Origin of the sequence: Streptomyces sp. NBC_00690, assembly GCF_036226685.1 — a bacterium.
Lineage (GTDB): Bacteria > Actinomycetota > Actinomycetes > Streptomycetales > Streptomycetaceae > Streptomyces.
Genome location: NZ_CP109009.1, coordinates 8,115,723 through 8,132,355, shown reverse-complemented (window position 1 = coordinate 8,132,355; position 16,633 = coordinate 8,115,723). Strand labels below are relative to the sequence as shown.

Below are 16,633 nucleotides of genomic sequence, written 5' to 3'. Positions count from 1 at the left end.
GTGGCCCACTGATGGCCATGGACGAAACCACGTCGCAGTCACCCCCCCGTACCCGCGATCAGCGGTGGCGGCGCACAGCAAGGATCGGGCTGGTGAGCCTGGCCCCGGTGTACGTCCTCGCGATCCTCGTGATGCTCCCGCAGTGCAGTCTGACGGACGACTGCGGCAACCCTCCGCGTGCACTGGAACACCTCGCCTGGGCGGCGTTCGCGGTCAGCGCCACGGCCGGACTCCTCGCCTCTTTCGCGCCACAGCGGTTCCACTGGAGCCAGCGCGTCCGCCCGCCCCTCACCCTGCTGCATCTCACGGGGACGGTGGTTGCTGCGGGGGCGGTGCTGGCGACCGCACCATGAGCGGGGTGCTGGTCAGTCCGCCTCCAGTTGGAAGTTGAAGACGGTGGAGTCGAAGCGGCTGTAGCTCTCGTAGTCCACGAGGTCGTACAGGTCACGCCGGTGTTGCATCGCATCGAGTTCATTCGTCAGTGAACCCTGTTCCAGCAGTGTGGTCAGGCCCCGGTCCGCCGCTCCCATGGCCATGCGCAGCAGTGAGACGGGCCAGATCACAATGTTGACCCCGACGTCCCGCAACTGATCGGTGGTGAACAGCTCACTCTTGCCGAACTCAGTCATGTTCGCGAGGATCGGTACGTCGATCGCGGCGCGCACCTGGGCGAACTCGTCCAAGCTTCGCAACGCCTCCGGGAAGATCGCGTCCGCCCCGGCGTCCACCAGCTGCCGCGCCCGATCGATCGTCGCGTCCAACCCATCGACCGCGCGTACGTCCGTACGGGCCACGATGAGGAAGTTGGCGTCGCGCCGGGCGTCGACGGCCGCCCGAATCCGCCGCCCTGCCGTCCCGGCGTCGACGACCTGCTTGCCGTCGAGGTGGCCGCAGCGCTTCGGGTTCATCTGGTCTTCGATGTGCACGCCCGCGAGGCCGGCATCCTCAAGCTCCTGGATGGTGCGCGCGACGTTCATCGGCTCACCGAATCCGGTGTCGGCGTCGGCGAGCGTGGGGAGGTCGGTGACGCGCGTGATCTGGCGCGTGCGCCCCGCGACCTCGGTCAGTGTCGTCAGCCCGATGTCCGGAAGGCCGAGGTCGGCGCTGAGCACTGCCCCCGACACATAGACGCCGTCGAAGCCGCGGCGCTCGATGAGCCGCGCCGAGAGCGGGTTGAAGGCTCCCGGCAGTCGCAGCAGCTCACCGGAGGCGAGCCGCTCGCGGAAGGATCGGCGCTTTTCCGCATCGGTTCGAGTCGTGTAGAGCATCGCTGGCTCCTCAGAAGATTCCGGGTCGGCCCGCGGAGGGCAGCTGCCCCGCCTGGGCTACGAAGGTCAATTCGCGCACCTCGTCCACCCCGAGCTCCGGAAGCCGCAGCGCCAGGTCGAGGAACCGCTTCACCTCGACCTCTCCCAGCACGGGTGTCGCGAGGGTGCGGAACTTCTCGATGTAGTTCTCCCGGGCGAAGGGGCGGGCTCCGGCGGGGTGTGCGTCCGCAACAGCGATCTCGTCCTCGACCGTGCGGCCGTCGACGAGCTGCACAACGATGCGCCCGCCGTAGGACTGGCTGTCGCCGCCCGCGTGGTAGCGCTGCGTCCACACCGGGTCCTCGACGGTGGTGATCTTCTGCCACAACGCAACGGTGTCGGCACGTGTGGCCCGCTCGGTGGCGTACGAGTCGACGTGGTGCCAGCGCCCGTCCTGCAGTGCGACGGTGAGGATGTAGGGCAGTGAGTGGTCGAGCGTCTCACGCGAGGCGTTCGGGTCGTACTTCTGCGGGTCGTTGGCACCCGAGCCGATGACGTAGTGCGTGTGGTGCGAGGTGTGGACGACGATGCTCTCGACCTTGGCCGGATCCGCCACGTCGGGGTACTCGCGAAGCAGTTTCCGCGCCAAGTCGATCCACGCCTGCGCCTGGTACTCCGCCGAGTGCTCCTTGGTGTAGCTGAGCAGAATGGCTTCCTTGGGCTCGCCCGCACCGGGGAGCGGCACCTCGTAACGGCCGTCCGGACCGTCGAGGAGCCAGGCGATGACCCCGTCCTCACCCTCGTAGATCGGGGCCGGGCTCGTCTCTCCGCGCATCGCCCGGTCCACGGCCTCGACCGCGAGCTTGCCGGCGAACCCGGGCGCGTACGCCTTCCAGGACGAGATCTCACCCTTGCGGGACTGCCGCGTGGTCGTCGTGGTGTGCAGCGCCTGACCGATGGCCTGGTAGATCACCTCGGTGGACAGGTCGAGCAGCGTTCCGATGCCAGCAGCGGCCGACGGGCCGAGGTGCGCGATGTGGTCGATCTTGTGCTTGTGCAGACTGATGGCGCGCACGAGGTCGATCTGGAGCTCGTAGCCCGTTGCGATACCGCGGACGAGCGCACGTCCGTCCTTGCCGACGTGCTGAGCGACGGCGAGGACCGATGGGATGTTGTCACCGGGGTGCGAGTAGTCCGCAGCGAGGAAGGTGTCGTGGTAGTCGAGCTCGCGCACGGCGACCCCGTTGGCGTACGCCGCCCACTCGGGGCCCGTGCGGACGTCCGACCCCAGTCCGAAGAGGGTGGACCCAACGCCACCACGGCTCGGGGTGTGTGACAACGCCTGCGCACGCGCCGAGGAAGGGGCCGAGCGGCCGATGGAGGCGGCTGCGACTGCCGCATTGTCGATGACCCGGTTGACGATCATCTCGACGGCCGAGTCCGTGACCTCGACGGGGTCCGTGGCTATCTGCGCCATCTTCCAGGCCAGCTGCTCCTCCCGGGGGAGGTTCTCCTCGCTGCGGTGGGATCGGACGAGATGGTTCCTCATCGTGGTGTCTCCGTTGTTGTGGTGGGGCTGTTGTGTTCCTCGATCGCGTCCCGGTCGTCGGGACGCCAGGACTGGCGGAAGTGCTCAAAACTGTTGTGAAGGTGAACGTGCGTGGCGTGCAGCGCGAGCGCCGCGTCGCCCCGGGAGATGGCCCGCGCGATGAGCGCGTGCTCCGAGGCGGACGCTTCGAGCCTGGCCTGGGAGTGGCCTGCCATGCGACGTACACGAGTGATGTGGGTCCGAAGGTTCTCGACCGCATCGACGAGGAAGGAGTTCTCCGTCGCCTTGTAGATGGCCTCGTCGAAGCGGCTGATGAGCGCGTAGTAGTCGCTCACCTGCTCGTCGGAGACTGTTGAACCACGGAGGTGACCGTGCCACTGCGTGAACTGGAACTCGAAGGCCGCGAAGAGCGCGGGTTTGCCGCGTACGGCGGCGAGTTGGGCTGCTTGTGCCTCAAGGCAGGCACGCAGTTCGAAGAGGCTTCGCACGTCGTGTTCGGCGACCTGCGTGACGACGAGACCTCGTTTTCCCGACGGCTCGACGAGGCTTTCCGCGGCCAGTCTGCGAAGCGCTTCGCGAACCGGTGTGCGGGAGACCCCAAGGCGCGCGGACTGTTCCACCTCTAAGAGGGGGGCGCCCGGTGGCAAGTCGCCGTCGAGGATCTCCGACCGCAGCTGAGTATATGCACGTCCTGCGGCAGTGGAGGAAGTGGTCAACATAGGGCGGAGTGTATACACGAGTTGATTGTGGGTCACGAGGCGAGCACAAAGTACCGGGAAACTCTTGTGGGTACCCCGCAGTCTGTATACATTCCGTTTCTCCAGACGCTCCCGTCGCAGAGACAAGGATGTCTCCCATGAAGCTCACCCGCATCGCCGCTACCACAGCGGTCGCTGTCCTTGCCCTCACCGCATGCGGCAGCAACGACAGCTCCTCAGGCACGAAGGCCAAGGCCGACAAGAAGCCTCAGGCGCTCAACCGACTTGAGATAATCGCACCCGCAGCACCAGGCAGCGGTTGGGACCAGGCCGCCCGCGCAGTCCAGGACTCGCTGAGAACCGAGAAGCTGGCGAAGTCTCCAGAGGTCAAGAACGTCCCGGGTGCCTCGGGCACCGTCGCCCTCGCGCAGGTCGCGCCGCAGAAGGGCAAGGAGGACCTCTGGATCGCCTCGGGCCTGGCCATGATGAGCGGTGTCATAAGCAACGGCACCAACGTGACCCTCGACGACCTCACGCCTCTCGCCCGCATCATGGGCGAGTACGAGGTCATCGTCACGCCGAAGGACTCGCCCTACAAGTCCATCGATGACCTCTTCGCAGCGATCAAGAAGAACCCGAAGGCGGTCTCCATCGCCGGAGGCTCCGCCGGCAGCGCCGACCACATCTTCATCGGCCTGCTCGCCAAGCACTACGGAGTCAAGCCCGCCGACGTCAACTATGTCCCCTACAGCGGTGGCGGCGAGGCGACCACGGCCATCCTCGGTGGCAAGGTCCAGGCAGGTGTCTCGGGCCTCAGCGAGTTCTCCGCGCAGATCAAGGAGGGCAAGATGAACGGCCTCCTCATCTCGTCGCTGGAGCAGATCGAAGGGGTCAAGTTCGCCCAGACCGCGACCGACGTGGACAAGACCCTTGAGTTCCAGAACTGGCGCTCGGTGATGGCACCGGGCGGTGTGAGCGACGCGCTCAAGACCCAGTACAGCGAGGCACTCAAGAACCTGCACGCCTCGCAGAGCTGGAAGGACACGCTCAAGAAGAACGCCTGGAACGACAACTTCATCGCCGGTGACGAGTTCGCGACGTGGCTGAAGGAGGAGAACACCCGGGTCCAGGGTGTCCTCGACGACCTCGGCCTGTCCAAGAAGTGAACTGAACCTCGTTGTGGGTGCCCGCCGTGCGCGGGCACCCACCACCTCGGCGTGAGAAAGGCACACCCATGAGCACCCACCCGACAACACCCGAGCCCTCCTCGGCCCAGCCCCGCGACCACCGAGGTGTGGCACTGGGCGAGTGGGCCGTGACCGCCGGGCTTCTCGCCATCGGGGTTGTCACACTGCTCGACGGCCTCGGGCAGGCGACCTCAACGTCCGCATCGGGCGTCGGAGCCGGCTTCATGCCCAAGGTCGTCGGCGTACTGCTGATCGCACTCTCCGTGGCTCTCGGCATTCAAGTCGCGCGCGGCAAGCGCGGTGAGGCCGACGCGGCAGAAGGCGACGTCGACGTCCGCAGCACCAGGTGGGTTCCCCTCGCCGTCTGTGTGGGCGCCGTGCTGATCTTCATAGCCGGCGTCGAGACCCTCGGCTACATCATCGTCTCCGCCCTGGCGTTCTGGCTCACGGCATGGGCCCTCGGGGCTCGTAGCCACCTCAAGTCGGCGGGCATAGCCGTCGTGCTGTCCGTCGTCGTGTATCTCGTCTTCACGCGCGCCCTCGGCATCTCGCTGGCCGCCGGCGTCCTGGAAGGGGTCCTCTGATGTCGGGCTGGGAAGGACTTCTGCACGGGCTCTCGCTCGCCGTCACCCCTGAGAACCTGCTGTTCGCACTGATCGGCACCATCGTCGGAACGCTGATCGGCGTCCTGCCGGGCATCGGCCCGGCGCTGACGATCGCCCTCCTCCTGCCGATGACGTACGGACTGGAGCCGGCCAGCGCGTTCATCATGTTCGCCGGCATCTACTACGGCGCCATGTACGGCGGATCGACCACGGCGATCCTTCTGAAGACCCCCGGCGAGTCCGGGTCGGTCATCACCGCCATCGACGGCAACAAGATGGCACGAAAGGGCCGCGGGGCCGCGGCACTGGCCACCGCAGCCATCGGATCGTTCATCGCGGGCACCATCGCCACCCTGCTGTTGGCGTTCTTCGCGCCGTGGATGGTCGAGGTGGCGATCAAGCTGGGCGCCCAGGACTACTTCGCGCTCATGGTCGTCGCCTTCCTCACCGTCAGCGCGCTCGTCGGCAGCTCACCGCTGCGCGGGCTCATCTCGATGGCGCTCGGCCTGACCGTCGGGCTCGTCGGACTCGACTTCCAGAGCGGTCAGCAGCGCCTCACCTTCGAGCAGGTGTCCCTGCTCGACGGCATCGACACGGTCGTCCTCATCGTCGCCCTGTTCGCCCTGGGCGAGGTGCTCTACGTAGCGGCACACCAGGTGTCGAGCCGCTTCGACGTCATGCAGGTGAAGAAGGGCAAGCACTGGATGTCCCGCGAGGACTGGGGGCGCGCCTGGCGACCCTGGCTGCGTGGAACGTCCATCGGGTTCCCGCTCGGTGTGATCCCCGCGGGCGGTTCCGAGATCCCGACCTTCCTCTCGTACACCCTTGAGCGCAAGCTGTCGAAGCGCCCGAAGGAGTTCGGACAGGGCGCGATCGAGGGAGTGGCCGGACCGGAGGCGGCGAACAACGCCAATGCCGCCGGTACCCTCGTCCCGCTGCTGACGCTCGGCATCCCGACGTCCGCCACGGCAGCCGTCATCCTCGTCGCCTTCCAGCAGTACGGCATCCAGCCCGGTCCTCAGCTGTTGGAGACCCAGTCGGCGCTGGTCTGGGGTCTGATCGCCAGCCTGCTCATCGCGAACGTCATCCTGCTCGGATTGAACCTGCCGCTCATCGGGCTCTGGGTGAAGATCCTCAAGATTCCCAAGCCCTATCTGTTCGCCGGCATCATGGTCTTCGCACTGCTCGGCACCTATGCCGTGAACGGCAGCGCGTTCGACGTGGGAGTACTGCTCTTCTTCGGTCTCGCCGGCTATCTCATGCGCCGGTTCGGCTTCCCGGTCTCACCGATGATCGTGGGCGCGATCCTCGGCCCCCTGGCAGAGGTCCAGCTGCGACGGGCACTCGACATCGCCGGGGGTGACATCTCAACCCTCGTGTCGACGCCGTTCACGATCGTCGTGTACTTGACGCTGGCCACCGTCCTGGTCGGAGGCTTCCTCCTCCGCAGGCCGAGGCGCAGCGCCGTTGCCACCGAGACCGCCCTCGAAGATGAGGTTCCCGACGTCCGGGAGTCCTCGGACCGTTGAGAGCCCCTGCGGCCCTCCTGTGCCATGCGTTCCTCATCCAGCTCGCCGCTTACATCGTGCGGCCGACCTCGGCCTACCGTGCGATCGAGCTGGGTGTGGATCCGCAGATGGTGGGTCTCATCGCGGCGAGTTTCGCGCTCATACCACTCGTGGTGGCCGTGTCCATCGGGCGGTGGAACGATCGCGGTCATGTCAGGCTGAGCCTCGTCATCGGCGGTGTGCTGATGACGGGGGCGGGGCTCGGGATCCACTTCTGGTCCGAGAGCCTGGCGAGCCTGCTGATCTGGAATGCCGTCATCGGTCTCGGGCACCTCCTCGCGATCGTGGGTCAGCAGACGCTCGTTGCCGAACTCGGGCGAGAGCGGTTGGACTCCGCCTTCGGTACGTACACCTTCGTGGGGTCCCTGGGGCAGGCGGCGGCCCCGCTGGTGCTGGCGGCCGTCGGTGGAAGCGCGGTGCTCCCGGACACCGGCGTCCTCTTCGGCATCTACACGGCCACGTGTGTGGGCTTGCTGGCCGTGACCGGACTGCTTTCGCCTCCGCGGAACGCCGACCAGCGCCTGGGCAGCCAGCACTCCTTGAAATCCGCCCTCCGCGTCCCGCGGACGACTCGGCGCACCATGACGGGTGCGATGTTGCTGAGCATGCTCGTGCTGGCGGCGGTCGACCTGATCCAGGTCTACCTTCCAGCCCTCGGGGTGGAACGGGAGATCCCGTCGGCCACCATCGGTGTGCTGCTCGCCGTGCGGGCGGCGGCAACGATGCTCTCGCGGCTGGGGCTTGCGCGCCTGGCCACCCGAGTGGGGCGGACCCGGCTCGCGTACGTCTCCACGATCGTCGCGGGCGCAGCAGTGGCGGCCCTGGCCGTTCCCGCACCGGTCGTCGTCGCGGGGATCCTCCTCGCCATCGCGGGATTCGCCCTCGGGATCGGTCAACCACTTTCGATGTCGATCGTGACCGCCGCCGCCCCGGCCGGGACGACGTCGACCTGGCTCGCCCTGCGCCTGAGTGGCAACCGCGTCGGCCAGTCCGTGATCCCTGTCGTCCTCAGCGCATTCACCGGCAGCATCGGGACGGGTGGCATCTTCGTGATCACCGGTGTCGGGCTGCTCGGCACCGCCGCCGCGGCGCGGATCCTGATCGCCGATGACCTCTGACCCGCTTCGACACCCGGCTGTTTCGGACGGGCGGCGTTGCGGTCGGTGGAGTCGCCGATCCGTGGTGCAGGAAGACGGGTTCAGTCGATGATCGCGGTGGCTTCGACTTCGACGAGGAGGTCGGGCCCGGCCAGGGCTGCGACTCCTATGCCGGTGAGCGGCGGGGTCGGGAGGGTGCCCAGCTTGGCCGCTGCCCGGGCGATCCCTTCCCTCAGCAGGGGCATCTTGTCGGGGGTCCAGTCGACGAGATAGACGGTCAGTTTCGCCACGTCGTGGAAGGTCGCACCGGCTGCCGCCAGCGCCGTACCGATGTTGACGTAGCACTGCTCGACCTGAGCGGCGAGATCGTCCTTGCCGATGGTGACGCCGTCGAGGTCGCAAGCGACCTGTCCGGCGATGAAGACCAGTTTCGACCCGGTCGCGACGGACAGTTGTCGGTACAGGTCGACCGTTGTGAGTCCTTCGGGGTTCTTCAGGGTGACGGCCATGTTGACTCCTTGTTGAGATCCCGTGGTTACGCGCCTCAGAACCGGCGCGTTCACGGTCACTTGTGGTTACTGAGGAACCGTAGGAGAGTCTTCTTCGGCAGGGAAGAACGCACTTTTTGGTGACTGGAGAACCAGATGGTGACCAAGCAACTCAATGACGGCTCCCCCGACGAGGCGGACTTGACCCGCGCGGACTCGCTGGCGCGGGAGATCTTCTCGGAGGTCGCCAACAAGTGGGCGCTCCTGATCATCGAGGTCCTCGGTGATGGCACCCTGCGCTTCGGTGAGGTACGGAACAAGGTCGACGGCATCAGCCACAAGATGCTCACCCAGAACCTGCGCATGCTGGAACGCAACGGCCTGGTCGAGCGGAATGTGCATCCCACCGTGCCACCGCGCGTCGAGTACACGCTCACCGAGCCGGGCCAGGCACTCCGGGCGACGGTCGATGGAATGTGTGACTGGACCCACCGGTACTTCGGCCACATCGAGGCGTCCCGCCACCGGTTCGACGCCTGACGAGTGGGGCACCCGGGTGCAGGGCGTACGGCGGAGCTCACGTGGCAGTACGACGAGCAGGTACCCGGGCCGGTCAGCGGTCGTCGAACGGGCCGACGCCGAGTGCCTCCAGTGCATCGAGGACGAGGTCGATGCTGACGGCTGCGAGGAGCAACCCCAGAAGCCGGCCGAGCAGTTCGACGGTGGCATGGTGCGTGGCACGCAGGACGCGCTCCAGGAGGAGGATGCAGACGAGGTCCAACGCGATCACGGCGACGTACGCACCGGCGACGGTGGAGCGCCAGGTCCAGTCGGAGCGTGCTGCTGCTTCGATGAGCAGGGCTGTCATGGCCAGGGGGCTGACGACGAAGGGCACGAGGAGTTCACGCAGGGCACCGGTGGTGTCGGCGCCGTCATCGTGCGGTGTGCCCGTTCCCGTGGGCAGGCCCAGGACGAGGCCGACGGCGTAGAGGAAGAAGATGATGCCGCCGGCGAGCAGGAGTGCGGGGGTGCTGATGTGGAACAGGTCGAGGACCCAGGGGGCTGTGAAGCTGGTCGCCAGACCGATGAGGATCGCCGTGCCGCACGAGAGGAAGGCGATGGTGCGGAGTTCGCGGGTGGGGTGCGTCTGCGCCAGGTGGGCGAAGGAGAGCAGGACCTTCGGCGGACCGACGACGGATACGAAAGTGATCAGGGCGGCGGAGAAGCTGAGCGCGTTCACCCTGGGGAATCTAGGCCGAGGCCGCCGGCGTGGCCGGGCACGGCACGGGGTGTCGGTGGAACTACGGAATCTTCCTCCCCGGGCCGGTCGGGCGTTGTGACCGCGACCGTCTCGGGGAGGACCGACCCGGATTCGATATCAGGCCGTCAGGGCAGTGGCCGATCAGGCACGGCGTGCGGCCCATACGGTGCGTTCGGTACGGACCGCGAGGTCACGGCGGCGCAGGATGCTCTGGGGGCTGTCGGTGTCCAGCAGTCGATCGAGAGCGCTGAGGTCCTCAGCGGCCAGAGTGTCGGCGTCGCCGGCGCGCAGGCGCTTCAGGCTGCTCAGTGCGTACTGGCCGACTGACTGGTCGTCGGAGCCTTCGATGTGCACGGTGATCGAGCGTTCGCCCTCGACGGTGAACCCGGCGGCGGTCAGTCTCGGACCCCAGTCGGCACCACGGTGCGGCACGTGCTCGGCGTGGTGGTGCTCAAGGGCCGCATGGCAGCGGTCTTCGAGGCCGGGCCGCTCCTGCGGAGCGTCGTCGGGCAGGAAGCGTGGGAAGCCGGCCAGTTCGACGACGGCGAACAGACCGCCCGGAGAGAGCAGGTCATAGACCTTGCTGAGGGCTCGGTCGGGGTCGGCCATGTGGTGCACCGACGCCGATCCCCACACCAGATCGGGTCGGCCCAACGCGGGCCAGTCCGCGTCGAGATCGGCCAGCACGGTGCGCACCCTGTCGGCCACACCGAGTTCCTCGGCCTTCGCCCGTAGCCGGTGCAGATGGCTGGCCGATACGTCGACGGCGGTCACCTGTGCTTCGGGGAAGCGCGCGAGCAGGGCGAAGGTACCGGCCCCGGTGCCGCATCCCAGGTCGAGGATGTGGCGCGGCGCGCTCTTGAGGGGCAGCCAGGCGGTGATGGAATCCGTGTGCTCGGCGAGCACCTCGGCATCCAGATCGAGGAGCTCCACCTGATCGTGGGAGTCAGGGGTGTGGGTGTGGTGAGCGCCGGGGTGAGCGTGTGCCGCGTGCGAGGAGGGGTGTGTCATGTGATCCACGCTAAGAGCGTCAGGCCATCGCGGCACCATGGTTCCCGGTGTGCGCAAGACGATGACATCATTCGCTGCCGAACGCGCAAGCCGATGCCCCTGAGCGCCGATGCTCTGCGCACAGAGCGTGGGGATGCCTCGTCACCGTCGTGCGGAGCGCATGCGGAAGTGGTCGGGCCGGTCGATGACGCGGCGGCGGCCGTCTCAGCCGTCGTCACCGCGCTGATGGCCGCGGCGGGCGTCGCGGTCGAAGATGCCCAGGATCTCGCAGGGGCCGCCCTCGGCACCGATGGCATGGGGCAGCATCGTGGGGAACTCCGCCGCCTGGTTCGTCTCCACGCGAATCCGTCGGTTGCCCAGCAGCAGGACCGCGGTGCCGGACAGGACGACGAGCCATTCACGGCCCGGATGGGCCCGCAGCCGTGCGGGGCTGTCGGGCGGAGGGCTCGTCATGCGCTGGCGAACGACGCTCAGACCGGGTTCGGCCTTGATGGGCCAGCGCATGAGTCCATGAGCTGCATCGATCGTCGGGTTGGTGACGATGTCATCGGTGGCGGTTTCGACGAGCTGATCCAGGGAGGTGTCCAGCGCCCGGGCCAGGGTGACCAACTGGTCCAGAGCCAGTCGGCGCTGACCGTTCTCGATGCGGCTGAGTGTGGACTGGCTGACGTTCGCCCGGGTTGCCAGGTCCGCGAGGGACCAGCCCTGCGCCACCCGCAGGGCTCGGATCCGCTTGCGCACGAGGCTCTCCAGCTCGCCATTGTCTTGCGTCATAGGCAACATTCTATGCCCCAAACGCCAAGCCGGCCTATCGTCGCCATCGCAGCCTCCGGAACGACCGAGGCCCATGCGAACCAGGACACGAACAGCCCATGCGGACCAGACACGAAGAGAGGGCGACTCCATGACCGTGACCACGACCCCAGCCGCAAGTGACAAGCTGCCGAGTGAGACCGTCGACGCCGTGGTGATCGGCGGGGGCGCCGCAGGGTTGAACGGCGCGCTGATGCTCGGCCGCTCCCGCCGCTCGGTCGTGGTGATCGACAGCGGCACCCCACGCAACGCACCCGCCGACGGCGTACACGGGCTCCTCGGCCTGGACGGCATCCCACCAGCCGAACTACTGCACAGGGGGCGCGAAGAGGTCCGCGGCTATGGCGGCCTGGTCGTGAACGGCGAAGTGAACTCTGTGGCCCGAGCCGCCTCCACCACGGCGGGAGACCCACGCTTCACCGTTACCCTCACCGACGGCAGGACTGTGACCGCGCGCCGCCTGCTCATCGCCACCGGACTGCGTGACGTCCTGCCCGATGTCCGCGGGCTCGCCGAGCACTGGGGGCACGGCGTGGTGCACTGCCCCTACTGCCACGGCTGGGAGGTGCGCGACGAACCCATCGGCGTCCTGGCCGTGAATGCGGCCTCGGTTCACCATGCCCTGCTGTTCCGGCAGTTGACCGACGACCTCGTCTACTTCACCCATGGCACCGAACTCGACGAGCCCACCCGCGGGCGCTTCGCCGCCCGGAACATCCGCATCGATGACACTCCAGTGGCGGAGGTCATGGCCGACGAGGAGGGCGACATCGCGGGCGTACGCCTGACCGACGGGCGTTTCGTGTCCCGCCGGGTCCTCGCCGTCGCTACCAAGATGCAGGCACGCACCGAGGGCCTGGACGGACTGGGACTTCCGCTGGAGGACGTTCCGGGCGGGATGGGCCGACGTTTCGCCTCCGGCACGGCCGGCACCACGGAGGTACCTGGAGTGTGGGTTGCCGGCAACGTCACCGATCCAACCGCACAGGTCGGCGCATCCGCCGCGGCCGGCGCTCTGGCCGGCGCCCACATCAATGCGGATCTGGCGGTCGCCGACACCGAAGCTGCCTTCGTCGCCGTGTCTCGCGCCGACGCACCCCTGTGACGCCTGCGCACTCAGCCGCTTCTGCGCCCAAGGCAACGGGCCGATGGGAGCATTGGGGTCTCCCACACCGTCGTCGCCCCCTGCCGGTGTGGCCGAGCTCCTTTCTCCCCTGACCGGCGGCGTCACGGACCCTGCAAGCCCGCCCGTCCACCCCGGTCCCACACCGTCGTCAGACCCGGGATGCCAGGAGCTCTTCCAGTTCGGCCGCGTAGAAGAGGGCCGGGTCGAAGCCCATCCCGCCGAAGTGGCCCGCCAGTTCCAGCGACAGCAGACCGTGCAGCCGGGTCCAGAAGACAAGTGCCCGATGGAGTGCTGCGGACGGAGCGGGGTGGCCGGCGGCCCATTGCCGATGGCTCTCCAAGTGAGCGCTGAACGGCGTCTCCTGGGTGTCCGTGGCGAGCGCCGCGCACGCATCGAGCAGCGTGGTCATGATCTCCGAGGAGATGCCGGTGATGTCCTCGGGTGCGTGATATCCGGGAACCGGGGTTCCGTAGATGAGCAGGTAGCGCTGGGGGTCCTCCAGGGCCCAGCGGCGCAGGACGTGTGCCAACTCAGCCAGATCGGCACCCTCGGCGGTGGCTGATCGGAGGGTCTCGGCGAGGCTTCGGTACGCCTCCCTGATGAGTTCGGTGATCAGGTCGTCCCTGCTGGCGAAGTAGCGATAGAGCGCGGGTCCGCTGACGCCCATCCGCTTGGCGATCGCATTGAGGGAGAGCGCGGACGCTCCCGCCGTGGCGATCTGCTCCCAGGCGTGTTCCTTGATCTCCGCACGCACCTGGGCGCGATAGCGCTCCCTCGGTGTTGCAGCACCCGTCTCCTGCATTTCTGCCACCTCCCTGGCCCCTGAGGTTACAGCTTCCAAGTTTCGTGAGAAGCCATCACGTAATCGTTGACCTCACGCAATGCAGAGAGTTATAACTTCTAACGAACACAAGAGCTTCTATTCATCGAGTTCCGTCCAGCCCGTCACCACAACCTGTCCGCACGGTGAACCGGCACCCGCCCACCACCAAGAACACGCACCTTCCGGAACCTGGTGGGAAGGGTCGCCGAACACCGTCGACGACCACCCGGCGCGCCTGCCGAGAGACCAGGCGCCCAACTGACGGCGGACACGCGCTCAGCAGAGGAACCGTCACCAACCGACAAGGGGAACTCCGTGCCCGGCATCCGCAACACCGGCATTCGCGCCGCCCTGTTCACCGTCCCGCTCGTCATCGGCCTTCTTGGTGCCGCCGTCACGCCGGCCGGGGCCACCCCGCCCCACCCCGTGAAGCCCCTCACCTGCCGTGGGGAGGGCGTCGACCCCGACGCACTCGTCCGTCACCGCACCGAAACGGTGATCCATGCACCGCTGCGGACCATTTGGAAGCTTCAGACCGACGTCGAGCGCTGGCCGTCCTGGCAGGCACCGGTAACCCGGGTGGACCGCCTGGACCACGGGCCCCTGCGGGAGGGTTCCGCGTTCCGGTGGACGACCCCGGTACCGCCCAACCCCGTCACACCCGCCACCAGTTTGGACATCACGTCGACCGTCGAGCAGCTCAAGCGCAACTCCTGCATCCGCTGGACCGGCCCCGCGATCGGTGAGGGGCTGCATATCGACGGCATCCATGTATGGACCTTCACGAAGGTCAAGGGAGGTGTCCGGGTGAGCACCGAGGAGACCCACACCGGCCCTCAGGTCGACGCGAACGTCCCCTTCGCGACCGAGGTCCTCGGCCAGGGACTCGAAGCGTGGCTGCGCGATCTGAAGACAACTGCTGAAGCCCAGGCCGCCCGGTCGCATTGAGCCGCGCGCCGCAGCCGGCCGTCGAGTCCCGTCCGACATCCGCTGTTGAACGCAGCAAGCCCGGTCCCCCGGCATCGATATCGATGCCGGGGGACCGGGCCATGCGCGGCTAGCTCTGGGCGACCGTGCCCCAGGGCTTGATCAGAGGCCGAACTCCTGCGGGGACACACCGAGTGCCATACAGGCTTCCCGCAGGATCTGCGCCTCTGCCGGAGCGATGTAGCCATCTGCTCCAGCGACGACGAAGCCGGTCTGCACGACCGCCTTGGCCTCCATCGGCTTCTTGGCCGCCTTGGCGATCTCCTGCATGGCCTCGGCCTTGCCCTGCGGGAAGTTGAACATCAATTGATCGACGTGCTTGTTGAACCGCTGGCGCAGTTGCTCCGGCGGGAAGTTCTGCAAGACGTCGTTCTGCAGGATCAGCGACTCCACGTGCTGCCGCTCGGCCGGGTCCACCGATCCGTCGGCAGCCGCGACCAATGCGCACATGGCCATGCTCGCATCGCGGTAGGAACCGCTCTTGAGCTCGGTCTTGAGGGAGCCGAGCTGGGACTTGAGCAGACCTACGAGCTGGGCCTTCGATCCCCCGCTGGCTCCTGCCGCCGGCCGTCCGTGGCCGCTGGAGCTCCGTGTCCCCTGCGCCTGCTGCAGGCCCTTTGCCTGGTCCTTGATCCGGTCCCACATCGCCATCCGTGCCACCTCGGCTACCTAATTCGCTCGTCCGCGTGACTTCCGCGCGTCCCTGTGAGAACGCCTACCCGCCACTCGAAGTTCCATGGCCGGCACGTCGGCGGAACCCTTCCGCTCTCCCGGTGCAACGCCCCCGAGGGAAGCGCCGGCCCGCGGGAGCCGGATATGTGCGCAGCTCTGCGCGTGTTCCACCTGGCTGTACGGGAGAGCGGGTGGAGGCTAGGGGTGTGGATGTGGAGCAGATCGCCGCCGAGTTGTACGGAATGAAGCCATCGGAGTTCATCGCCGCCCGCGATGCGTACGCTGCGCAAGCCCGTCAGGCGGGCGACAAGCAGACCGCCCGACGGATCACTGAGCTGCGGCGCCCGACGCTCGCGGCATGGGCTGCGAACCTCATCGCCCGCAACGACCCCGACGAGACCGAACGGTTTCTGCGGCTTGGGCAGGCCCTGCGGGAAGCGCACCGCACGCTCGACCCCGCCCGGCTGAGGGAGCTGAGCCACCAACAGCACCAGGTCATCACCACGCTCGCCCGCAACGCGGTCACCCTCGCGGAGGAAGCGGGGCAACCGGTCACGGAGGGAGTGCACCAGGAGGTGGAACGTACGCTCCGTGCCGTGCTCGCCGACCCCGCGACCGCCGAAGGCTGGGCCGCTGGTTGCCTGGTGAAGGCCGGGGACGTATCCATCGGGTTCGCCGGACTGGAACCCGAAGTGGCGCCTCCTCGGTCGGCCACCACCCGACGCTCCGCGCCCGACGGGGCCGACACCGGTTCACCGAGGGCCCCGTCGGCACCTGCCATCGGATCTGCCGAGAAGAAGAAGGGGACGAAGGAGCGGGCGCGTCGGGAGGCCGCTCGGAAAGCCGCACGCACCGCCGCCACGGAGGCCGGCGAGAAGGAGCACGCGCTCCGCGTTGTCGAGCAGGAACACGAGCGGGCCACCACGCGACTCGCAGACGCGGAAGAACGCATCGCGACCCTCAGAACCCAGCTGGATCAGGCCCGCGAAGATCGGACCGCGGCCAGGTCCCAGGCGAACGAGACCGCGAAGCGTGTCCGGACGGCGGAGAAGGAGGCCAAGTCGGCACGTCGCGCCGCGGATGTCGCCACCCGTGCCGTCGACACGACCGGGGACATCGGCTGACGACGGATGTCCTGGCTCCACTCATGTATCCGGCCCTCGGCTATGTGCGGCAGTGAATACCCCCTTTGCGGAGTCGTCTTGGCACCCGATACTCGACATCGGGATGACAAGGGTCGGACATCGACCGAACGGCGGCGTCGGCCGCGGTCGCCGGCGAGCCCATACGGTCGCAGCAGCAGCCCATGGCCGGCCGTCTCGAACGTCGTCGAGGTGGCCGCCGCCCGGGTGCCTCCCGGTCCGGGCCCGTACGAGTGATGCGCCTCGTCGCCACACCGGGCTCTTGCCACACCGAGCCACCGCACTGTGCTATCCCTCCCACGGGGGACGGAATCCAGGAGCGGAGTGCGCAGCGAGATGCGTGGTACTTCCCGTGGGCG

General features: G+C 67.7%; 18 protein-coding genes. 9 read left to right on the top strand and 9 right to left on the bottom strand.

Annotated features, from left to right (window positions below; translation table 11 throughout):
• The first annotated feature begins 92 nt into the window (after positions 1–92).
• Positions 93–353: a hypothetical protein gene (locus OID54_RS35075; RefSeq protein WP_329026288.1), complete on the top strand. Its 261-nt coding sequence runs from the start codon at positions 93–95 to the stop codon at positions 351–353.
• A 12-nt stretch (positions 354–365) separates the two neighbouring features.
• On the opposite strand, the gene prpB is transcribed toward OID54_RS35075, so the two are convergent.
• Genes prpB through OID54_RS35060 form a run of 3 tightly spaced genes read right to left on the bottom strand, consistent with a single transcriptional unit; the run spans position 366 to position 3,515 of the window.
• Positions 366–1,268: a methylisocitrate lyase gene (gene prpB, locus OID54_RS35070; protein ID WP_329026286.1), complete on the bottom strand. Its 903-nt coding sequence runs from the start codon at positions 1,266–1,268 to the stop codon at positions 366–368.
• Between the two features lie 10 nt (positions 1,269–1,278).
• Positions 1,279–2,796: an MmgE/PrpD family protein gene (locus OID54_RS35065; RefSeq protein WP_329026283.1), complete on the bottom strand. Its 1,518-nt coding sequence runs from the start codon at positions 2,794–2,796 to the stop codon at positions 1,279–1,281.
• The gene (locus OID54_RS35060; protein WP_329026280.1) at positions 2,793–3,515 is read right to left on the bottom strand and encodes a GntR family transcriptional regulator; all 723 of its coding nucleotides are present in this window, start codon (positions 3,513–3,515) and stop codon (positions 2,793–2,795) included. The genes OID54_RS35065 and OID54_RS35060 overlap by 4 nt, the downstream gene beginning before the upstream one ends.
• 137 nt (positions 3,516–3,652) lie before the next feature.
• Here OID54_RS35060 and OID54_RS35055 point away from each other — a divergent pair, with 137 nt between their 5' ends.
• The 4 genes from OID54_RS35055 (at position 3,653) to OID54_RS35040 (ending at position 7,972) form a co-directional block, all read left to right on the top strand.
• On the top strand, positions 3,653–4,660 hold the full coding sequence (locus OID54_RS35055) for a Bug family tripartite tricarboxylate transporter substrate binding protein (protein ID WP_329026278.1): 1,008 nt from the start codon (positions 3,653–3,655) through the stop codon (positions 4,658–4,660).
• 68 nt (positions 4,661–4,728) lie between these two features.
• Positions 4,729–5,265 (top strand): tripartite tricarboxylate transporter TctB family protein, encoded by a 537-nt coding sequence (locus OID54_RS35050; RefSeq protein WP_329026276.1) that lies wholly within the window; start codon positions 4,729–4,731, stop codon positions 5,263–5,265.
• Entirely contained in the window at positions 5,265–6,815 is a 1,551-nt protein-coding gene (locus OID54_RS35045) for a tripartite tricarboxylate transporter permease (protein ID WP_329026275.1), read from the top strand. The genes OID54_RS35050 and OID54_RS35045 overlap by 1 nt, the downstream gene beginning before the upstream one ends.
• Positions 6,812–7,972, top strand: coding sequence for an MFS transporter (locus OID54_RS35040; protein ID WP_329026272.1), 1,161 nt, complete (start codon positions 6,812–6,814; stop codon positions 7,970–7,972). The genes OID54_RS35045 and OID54_RS35040 overlap by 4 nt, the downstream gene beginning before the upstream one ends.
• Before the next feature lie 80 nt (positions 7,973–8,052).
• On the opposite strand, the gene OID54_RS35035 is transcribed toward OID54_RS35040, so the two are convergent.
• Entirely contained in the window at positions 8,053–8,460 is a 408-nt protein-coding gene (locus tag OID54_RS35035) for a RidA family protein (RefSeq protein WP_329026270.1), read from the bottom strand.
• A gap of 135 nt (positions 8,461–8,595) precedes the next feature.
• Between OID54_RS35035 and OID54_RS35030 the strand changes: the two genes are divergently transcribed.
• Positions 8,596–8,979 carry a winged helix-turn-helix transcriptional regulator gene (locus tag OID54_RS35030; protein ID WP_329026268.1) on the top strand — a complete coding sequence of 128 codons (384 nt, stop codon included), beginning with the start codon at positions 8,596–8,598 and terminating at the stop codon, positions 8,977–8,979.
• A gap of 73 nt (positions 8,980–9,052) precedes the next feature.
• On the opposite strand, the gene OID54_RS35025 is transcribed toward OID54_RS35030, so the two are convergent.
• The 3 genes from OID54_RS35025 to OID54_RS35015 all read right to left on the bottom strand — a co-directional run bounded on the left by OID54_RS35025 (position 9,053) and on the right by OID54_RS35015 (position 11,485).
• Positions 9,053–9,679, bottom strand: coding sequence for a MarC family protein (locus tag OID54_RS35025; RefSeq protein ID WP_329026267.1), 627 nt, complete (start codon positions 9,677–9,679; stop codon positions 9,053–9,055).
• A 162-nt stretch (positions 9,680–9,841) separates the two neighbouring features.
• On the bottom strand, positions 9,842–10,711 hold the full coding sequence (locus tag OID54_RS35020; protein WP_329026264.1) for a class I SAM-dependent methyltransferase: 870 nt from the start codon (positions 10,709–10,711) through the stop codon (positions 9,842–9,844).
• A gap of 204 nt (positions 10,712–10,915) precedes the next feature.
• Positions 10,916–11,485, bottom strand: coding sequence for an XRE family transcriptional regulator (locus OID54_RS35015; RefSeq protein WP_329026262.1), 570 nt, complete (start codon positions 11,483–11,485; stop codon positions 10,916–10,918).
• Positions 11,486–11,615: 130 nt separating this feature from the next.
• Here OID54_RS35015 and OID54_RS35010 point away from each other — a divergent pair, with 130 nt between their 5' ends.
• Entirely contained in the window at positions 11,616–12,629 is a 1,014-nt protein-coding gene (locus OID54_RS35010; RefSeq protein ID WP_329026261.1) for an NAD(P)/FAD-dependent oxidoreductase, read from the top strand.
• Positions 12,630–12,798: 169 nt separating this feature from the next.
• Here OID54_RS35010 and OID54_RS35005 read toward each other — a convergent pair whose 3' ends face one another.
• Positions 12,799–13,452, bottom strand: a complete 654-nt coding sequence (locus OID54_RS35005) for a TetR/AcrR family transcriptional regulator (RefSeq protein ID WP_329026259.1) — start codon at positions 13,450–13,452, stop codon at positions 12,799–12,801.
• 336 nt (positions 13,453–13,788) lie between these two features.
• Between OID54_RS35005 and OID54_RS35000 the strand changes: the two genes are divergently transcribed.
• Positions 13,789–14,421: an SRPBCC family protein gene (locus OID54_RS35000; protein ID WP_329026256.1), complete on the top strand. Its 633-nt coding sequence runs from the start codon at positions 13,789–13,791 to the stop codon at positions 14,419–14,421.
• Between the two features lie 141 nt (positions 14,422–14,562).
• On the opposite strand, the gene OID54_RS34995 is transcribed toward OID54_RS35000, so the two are convergent.
• The gene (locus tag OID54_RS34995) at positions 14,563–15,111 is read right to left on the bottom strand and encodes a tellurite resistance TerB family protein (protein ID WP_329026254.1); all 549 of its coding nucleotides are present in this window, start codon (positions 15,109–15,111) and stop codon (positions 14,563–14,565) included.
• 212 nt (positions 15,112–15,323) lie between these two features.
• Between OID54_RS34995 and OID54_RS34990 the strand changes: the two genes are divergently transcribed.
• Positions 15,324–16,256: a hypothetical protein gene (locus OID54_RS34990; RefSeq protein ID WP_329026253.1), complete on the top strand. Its 933-nt coding sequence runs from the start codon at positions 15,324–15,326 to the stop codon at positions 16,254–16,256.
• Positions 16,257–16,633: the final 377 nt, after the last annotated feature.